Source organism: Pseudomonas sp. FW507-12TSA (assembly GCF_058781435.1).
Map to the genome: position 1 here is coordinate 318,880 of NZ_JBYSWT010000002.1, position 6,668 is coordinate 325,547.

Annotated in this window: 8 protein-coding genes; 5 read left to right on the forward strand and 3 right to left on the reverse strand. The window is 59.7% G+C overall.

The window, feature by feature from the left end:
• Window positions 1-127 precede the first annotated feature (127 nt).
• Window positions 128-346: a bacterioferritin-associated ferredoxin gene (locus tag AC3WK8_RS03625; protein ID WP_103323968.1), complete on the reverse strand. Its 219-nt coding sequence runs from the start codon at window positions 344-346 to the stop codon at window positions 128-130.
• Window positions 347-670: 324 nt separating this feature from the next.
• On the opposite strand from AC3WK8_RS03625, the gene AC3WK8_RS03630 reads away from it, so the two are divergent.
• Window positions 671-1,273 carry a peroxiredoxin gene (locus tag AC3WK8_RS03630; protein WP_022640616.1) on the forward strand — a complete coding sequence of 201 codons (603 nt, stop codon included), beginning with the start codon at window positions 671-673 and terminating at the stop codon, window positions 1,271-1,273.
• A 60-nt stretch (window positions 1,274-1,333) separates the two neighbouring features.
• On the opposite strand, the gene rnt is transcribed toward AC3WK8_RS03630, so the two are convergent.
• Both rnt and pyrC read right to left on the reverse strand, forming a co-directional pair.
• A complete protein-coding gene (gene rnt / locus AC3WK8_RS03635) occupies window positions 1,334-2,002 on the reverse strand; it encodes a ribonuclease T (protein WP_022640615.1) in 669 nt (222 codons plus the stop codon).
• Window positions 1,999-3,045 carry a dihydroorotase gene (gene pyrC / locus AC3WK8_RS03640; RefSeq protein WP_053131679.1) on the reverse strand — a complete coding sequence of 349 codons (1,047 nt, stop codon included), beginning with the start codon at window positions 3,043-3,045 and terminating at the stop codon, window positions 1,999-2,001. Before pyrC ends, rnt begins: the two co-directional genes overlap by 4 nt.
• A 157-nt stretch (window positions 3,046-3,202) precedes the next feature.
• Between pyrC and AC3WK8_RS03645 the strand changes: the two genes are divergently transcribed.
• The 4 genes from AC3WK8_RS03645 (at window position 3,203) to AC3WK8_RS03660 (ending at window position 6,579) form a co-directional block, all read left to right on the forward strand.
• On the forward strand, window positions 3,203-4,117 hold the full coding sequence (locus tag AC3WK8_RS03645) for a flagellar protein MotY (protein WP_085595117.1): 915 nt from the start codon (window positions 3,203-3,205) through the stop codon (window positions 4,115-4,117).
• Between the two features lie 129 nt (window positions 4,118-4,246).
• Window positions 4,247-5,464 carry an argininosuccinate synthase gene (locus AC3WK8_RS03650; RefSeq protein WP_103323967.1) on the forward strand — a complete coding sequence of 406 codons (1,218 nt, stop codon included), beginning with the start codon at window positions 4,247-4,249 and terminating at the stop codon, window positions 5,462-5,464.
• A gap of 279 nt (window positions 5,465-5,743) precedes the next feature.
• Window positions 5,744-6,163: a hypothetical protein gene (locus AC3WK8_RS03655; RefSeq protein ID WP_103323966.1), complete on the forward strand. Its 420-nt coding sequence runs from the start codon at window positions 5,744-5,746 to the stop codon at window positions 6,161-6,163.
• Between the two features lie 176 nt (window positions 6,164-6,339).
• A complete protein-coding gene (locus AC3WK8_RS03660) occupies window positions 6,340-6,579 on the forward strand; it encodes a hypothetical protein (RefSeq protein WP_085595272.1) in 240 nt (79 codons plus the stop codon).
• Window positions 6,580-6,668 lie beyond the last annotated feature (89 nt).

A 6,668-nucleotide genomic window follows, 5' to 3' on the forward strand; every position in this document is an offset into this window, starting at 1 on the left:
ATTGAATAATATATAAAAATTAATCGGAATAAGAATGTTTGTGTTCCGCGTTTTGCACCTAAGCAATTGAATTGCAGGCACAAAAAAACCGGACACTAGGTCCGGTTCTTGAATCTGGGTATTTAAATCAGGCGATGCTGAATTCCACAGGATAGGGAATCGCTGCTTGGGCGGTCTGCAATTCGGTCAGCGTCTCGCGGACTACCTGCTTGGCCAGGCAAGCACATTTGCCACATTGGCTGGCAACGCCGGTCGCCTGGCGCACTTCACGGTAGCTGCAGCAACCTTCGTAGATCGCTTCGCGGATTTGGCCGTCGGTGACACCGGTGCAGAGGCAGACATACATAAGATGAGAACCGTCGCTGGTTAGGGCTCAATTGCGATGGATCTTAATGTTAACGAGAATGATTGTCAAAGTGGTTTCGACAGCATTTCCTGCGATTTTCCGTCGGGGTGACGAATGGCTTTTGCTCCCGTTAATGACAGATAAGCGGTATTTTTCGCCTTGTGGGCCAGCTTGGGAAAAAACCACTAAGGACAGCTTAAAAACGCCGTGTATGATGCTCGGTTCATGCGAAGCGGGGGCAGGACATGCAGCTGTCGTATCAAAATGACAGACTCCAGGCCGGTCCCCTTCTTCCATCAGTACGTCCACACCAGGAGATATCCAATGAGCGTTCTCGTAGGCAAACAAGCCCCTGACTTCACCGTCCCGGCCGTTCTCGGCAATGGCGAAATCGTCGACAGCTTCACCCTGTCCTCGGCCATCAAAGGCAAATACGGCCTGGTGTTCTTCTACCCGCTGGACTTCACCTTCGTCTGCCCGTCCGAGCTGATCGCTCTGGACCACCGCATGGCTGACTTCAAGGCACGCAACGTGGAAGTGATCGCCGTGTCGATCGACTCGCACTTCACCCACAACGCCTGGCGTAACACCCCGATCAATGCCGGCGGCATCGGTCAGGTTCAATACATCATGGCTGCCGACATGAAGCACGAAATCGCCAAGGCCTACGACGTAGAGTCCGAAGGCGGCGTGGCTTTCCGTGGTGCCTTCCTGATCGACGACAAGGGCGTGGTTCGCTCGCAGATCGTCAACGACCTGCCACTGGGCCGTAACATGGAAGAGCTGATCCGTCTGGTCGATGCCCTGCAATTCCACGAAGAGCACGGCGAAGTCTGCCCTGCCAACTGGAAAAAAGGCGACAAAGGCATGACCGCTTCGCCAGAAGGCGTTGCTGCCTACCTGACCGAGAACGCCGGCAAGCTGTAAGGCCTGGCATCTCGCATAAAAAAACCGGCCTCAGGGCCGGTTTTTTTATGCAGCGGATCTTCAGTCGTCGAAGTCCTGCCAGCCGCCCATTTCCTTCCAGCGGTTGACAATGCCGCAAAACAGCTCGGCGGTCTTCTCGGTGTCGTAGCGCGCCGAGTGTGCCTCGCGACCGTCGAAGTCGATGTCTGCGCTCTGGCAGGCCTTGGCCAGTACCGTCTGACCGTACGCCAGGCCCGCCAGGGTGGCGGTGTCGAAGCTGGAGAACGGATGGAACGGGTTGCGCTTCATGTCCAGGCGCGCCACGGCGGCGTTGAGGAAGCCCAGGTCGAAGCTGCTGTTATGGCCGACCAGGATCGCGCGCTTGCAACCGTTGGCCTTCAAGGCCTTGCGCACCCCGCGGAAGATATCCGTGAGGGCGGTCTCTTCGCTGACGGCCATGCGCAGGGGGTGATCGAGCTTGATCCCGGTGAACTCCAGGGCCGCCGGCTCGATGTTCGCTCCCTCGAAAGGCTCGACCCGGAAGAAGTAGGTGTGCTCGGGGAACACGAAGCCTTTTTCGTCCATGCCGATGGTAGTGGCGGCGATTTCCAGCAGGGCGTCGGTGGCGCAGTTGAAGCCGCCGGTCTCTACGTCGACGACAACTGGCAGGTAGCCGCGAAAGCGTGCGGCCATGGGGTGGCGAGGGCCACCGCTGCCTTCTTGTTCATCGTCGAAATGTTCGTCACTCACGAGTGATCCTCCAGCAGGCGCCAGCGCAGTTTTTCCCCGGCGCGCAGCGGAATGACAGTCAGCTCGCCGAACGGCAGGCTGGCGGGGGCGGTCCATTCTTCACGAACCAGGGTGATACGGTCGGTGTTGGCCGGCAGGCCATAGAAGCGTGGGCCATTGAGGCTGGCGAAGGCTTCCAGCTTGTCCAGCGCATTGCGTTGTTCAAAGGCCTCGGCGTACAACTCGATGGCGGCAAACGCGGTATAGCAGCCGGCACAACCGCAGGCGGCTTCCTTGGCATGCTGGGCGTGAGGCGCGGAGTCGGTGCCGAGGAAGAACTTCTCGCTACCGCTGGTAGCAGCATCCAGCAGGGCGTGCTGGTGGACGTTGCGCTTGAGGATCGGCAGGCAATAGAAGTGCGGGCGAATCCCGCCTACCAGCATGTGGTTGCGGTTATAGAGCAGGTGATGCGCGGTGATGGTGGCGCCGACGTTGGCCGGGGCTTCCTTGACGAACTGCACTGCATCGGCGGTGGTGATGTGTTCGAACACCACCTTCAGTGTCGGGAAGCGTTCGACCACGCGCCGCATGTGTTCGTCGATGAAGATCTTCTCGCGGTCGAAGACATCGATGTCGCCGTGGGTCACTTCACCGTGGACCAGCAGCGGCAGGCCGACTTCGGCCATGGCTTCGAGTACCGGGAAGATCTTGTCGATGCTGGTCACCCCCGAGTCCGAGTTGGTGGTCGCGCCGGCCGGATACAGCTTGGCGGCGTGCACGAAGCCGCTGGCCTTGGCTTCGCGGATCTCGTCCGGCTGGGTACGGTCGGTGAGGTAGAGCACCATCAGCGGCTCGAAGCGGCTGCCGGCCGGGCGCGCGGCGAGGATGCGCTGGCGATAGGCGTCGGCTTGTGCGGCATTGCGCACTGGAGGCACCAGGTTGGGCATGATGATCGCGCGGCCAAAGGTGCGCGCGACATCTGCGACTGTATTGGGCAACACGGCACCATCGCGAAGATGGATATGCCAGTCGTCGGGACGCAATAGGGTCAGGCGGTCGGACATGGGAGGTTCCAGGCGGGTAAAACTAGGGGGGAATGCTACCGGAAAAGACTCTTGCAGGCACTCGCTATCAAGTTTTGCTCAGAGCGACCGATAGCCCGATGGTATGGCGTATTCACGCCTGTCGATTTTTCTGTTGTACACGTCAGTGGAGCCTCCCGTGCGCCAGCGTTATCTAGCCTTGCTCAGTGTGTTTGCCAGCCTGCCCGCGATGGCTCTCACTTTCCAGACTCGCCTGGAGAGCATTGAGTGGACGGTCGAAGGCGACAAGTTCGAATGCCGCTTGATCCAGCCGGTGACCGATTTCGGTTCTGGTGAATTCGTGCGCCGGGCCGGCGAACAAGCGATCTTCCGCCTCAAGAGTTTCAACCCGATGCAGGCCGGTGGCTCGGCGACCCTGCTCGCGGCTGCCGCGCCTTGGCAGCCCGGCCGTGGCGACATCAGCCTCGGGGCGGTCAAGGCGGGCACCGATGGCGTGTTGTTCAACAGCAACCAGATGCAGGCTGGCCGCCTGATCATCGGCTTGCTGGAAGGGCGCAGCCCGGTGGTCCGTCACTACTCCCGCGAAGGCGGCGTGTCCGAGGTTCGCCTGCTACCGGTGAAGTTCAGCAAGGCCTATGGCGACTATCAGACCTGCATGACCAAGTTGCTGCCGATGAACTACGACCAGATCAAGCAGGCCGAGATCGGTTTCCCTGGAGGTGGTATCGAACTCGATGCCCGGGCCAAGGCCAAGCTGCAGGTCATGGTGGACTTCATCAAGGCCGACCCGACGGTCAATCACATTGAGCTCGATGGCCACTCGGACAACAGCGGCAATCGCCTGACCAACCGTGACCTGTCGCGGCGCCGGGCCCTGGCGGTGATGGAGTTCTTCAAGGCCAATGGCCTGGCCGAAAACCAGATCGTCGTGCGTTTCCATGGTGAACGCTATCCATTGGCACCCAATACCAATGCCGCCAACCGGGCCAAGAATCGTCGGGTCAACGTGCATCTGGAACGGGTCGCCCCCGCCGAGAAACCTGCCCCGGCGCCCCAGGCGGCCTCCGAGGCGGGGGCTGCGGCCACTTCCTGACCCGGTTTTCATCGTCGCCCGCCTGACATATTTTGTCGCCTGGGCGTCATAAGCTGTCGCCCCTCTGTAAATTATCCGCATTGACCGGTAGACTCGACGGCTTTCCGTACAACCCCGTGGAGTGATGGCATGGCGGACGTTAAGAAGGTCGTTCTCGCGTATTCGGGCGGCCTGGACACTTCGGTGATCCTCAAGTGGCTGCAGGATACCTACAACTGTGAAGTAGTGACTTTCACTGCTGACCTGGGCCAGGGCGAGGAGGTCGAACCGGCCCGCGCCAAGGCACAAGCCATGGGTGTCAAAGAGATCTATATCGACGATCTGCGCGAAGAATTCGTGCGTGACTTCGTCTTCCCGATGTTCCGCGCCAATACCGTCTATGAAGGCGAGTACCTGCTGGGTACCTCCATCGCCCGTCCGCTGATCGCCAAGCGCCTGATCGAGATCGCCAACGAGACCGGCGCCGACGCCATCTCCCACGGCGCTACCGGCAAGGGCAACGACCAGGTGCGTTTCGAACTCGGCGCCTATGCCTTGAAGCCCGGCGTGAAGGTGATCGCCCCTTGGCGCGAATGGGACCTGCTGTCCCGCGAGAAGCTGATGGACTACGCCGAGAAGCACGCCATCCCGATCGAGCGCCATGGCAAGAAGAAGTCCCCGTATTCCATGGACGCCAACCTGCTGCACATCTCCTATGAAGGCGGTGTGCTGGAAGATACCTGGACCGAGCACGAAGAAGACATGTGGCGCTGGACCGTCTCCCCGGAGAAGGCCCCCAATACCCCGACCTACATCGAGCTGACCTACCGCAACGGCGACATCGTCGCCATCGATGGCGTCGAGATGAGCCCGGCCACCGTGCTGGCGACCCTGAACCGCATCGGCGGCGAGAACGGCATCGGTCGCCTGGACATCGTCGAGAACCGCTACGTAGGCATGAAGTCCCGTGGCTGCTACGAGACTCCTGGCGGCACCATCATGCTCAAGGCCCACCGTGCCATCGAGTCCATCACCCTGGACCGTGAAGTGGCGCACCTCAAGGACGAGCTGATGCCCAAGTACGCCAGCCTGATCTACACCGGTTACTGGTGGAGCCCGGAGCGCTTGATGCTGCAACAGATGATCGACGCCTCCCAGGCCAGCGTGAACGGTGTGGTACGCCTGAAGCTGTACAAGGGCAACGTCATCGTCACTGGCCGCAAGTCCGACGATTCGCTGTTCGACGCCAACATCGCCACCTTCGAAGAAGATGGCGGCGCCTATAACCAGGCGGACGCGGCAGGCTTCATCAAGCTCAATGCGTTGCGCATGCGCATCGCCGCCAACAAGGGCCGGAGCATGCTCTGAATCCCTGAGCGGTCGTGACAGGCCGCCATAGGCACACCGTCGTACCCAAAACGCCGCTGGCTCATTGTGAGACCAGCGGCGTTTTGCATGGGGCCGGCAAATGCTCGGGGACACCAGGCGGCTTGTCGGGGAAGCGGTTCCGCGTGGTAGCGCCACACGGGCGGGAATAAGGTCGTTAGCGGTACCTGCCCCTGGCTACCAATAGGCCGTCGGTACAGGGTAAGGGCCAGACCCTAACTCACCGTTGCGCCTATCAAGTTCCTATTGGGAGGGACTCCAATGAAAACGCTCAGATCCTACCTGTTTCCCCTGGCCTCGACGCTGGGCCTGGCTGTGCTTTCCAGCCATGCGCTGGCGGCGGTTTATGTCTGTGGCGATGAGGAATGCAACACCTGGGATGCCATTACCGAAGTGCAGCTCGAGACCAAGTCCACCGATGGAGAAAATACGACCATTCGCCAGACCCTCAGCCTTTCGGCGAGTGAATCCATCACCAATGGCTACAACAGCATCGCCAACACTGACCTCTACCTGAAGAAAAGTCTTTGGCACATAGGTGGCATTGAGCCGTTCAAGGGCAAGCAGCATGTAACTGCCTACGTCTATAAATCCACCGACCCCGATACCCGCCTCAAGACCTGCCACGCTTTCTCATACAAGAATCCCAAGGGGCGCTACCACGCCACTTGCGATAAATGAGGGCGAAGTGTCGTTGATCCTTGCCTGATATGAGTAGGCGATCCGGAGCCCCGCGGGGCTCCGGTTTTTTCTGCCCAGCTTTCCAGCAACCGCCGGTTGGCGAGCAGCCTGGCAGCCTGCTGGGCAGGGCCTATCATGTTCAGGGTTGGGGATCGACGAAAACCAGGGAGATCAGTATGCGGCTCAACGATGTGGAACAGAGTCTCCGGCGTGACCTGCAAGGCACGGCTTCTGACTTGCGCTGGTCGGCGGTGGAACTCAGGCGTATCGCTGAATTGCTGCGCCAGGCAGGCAATGGTGCGGATGCCGATGCGCTGGTGAGGATGTGCCAGTTGTTCCAGGATGACGAGGAGCGGCTGGTCGCATATGCGGATGAAGTAAAGGCCCACTTGATCAGTCGACGACAAACTCAATAGATGAATATTTAGATGGAAATAAGTTGTTTGGCGGTCGTTGGTTAGTTTAGGGTTTTGAGTGTTTTAAATTTTTGGAAACAATACTTGTC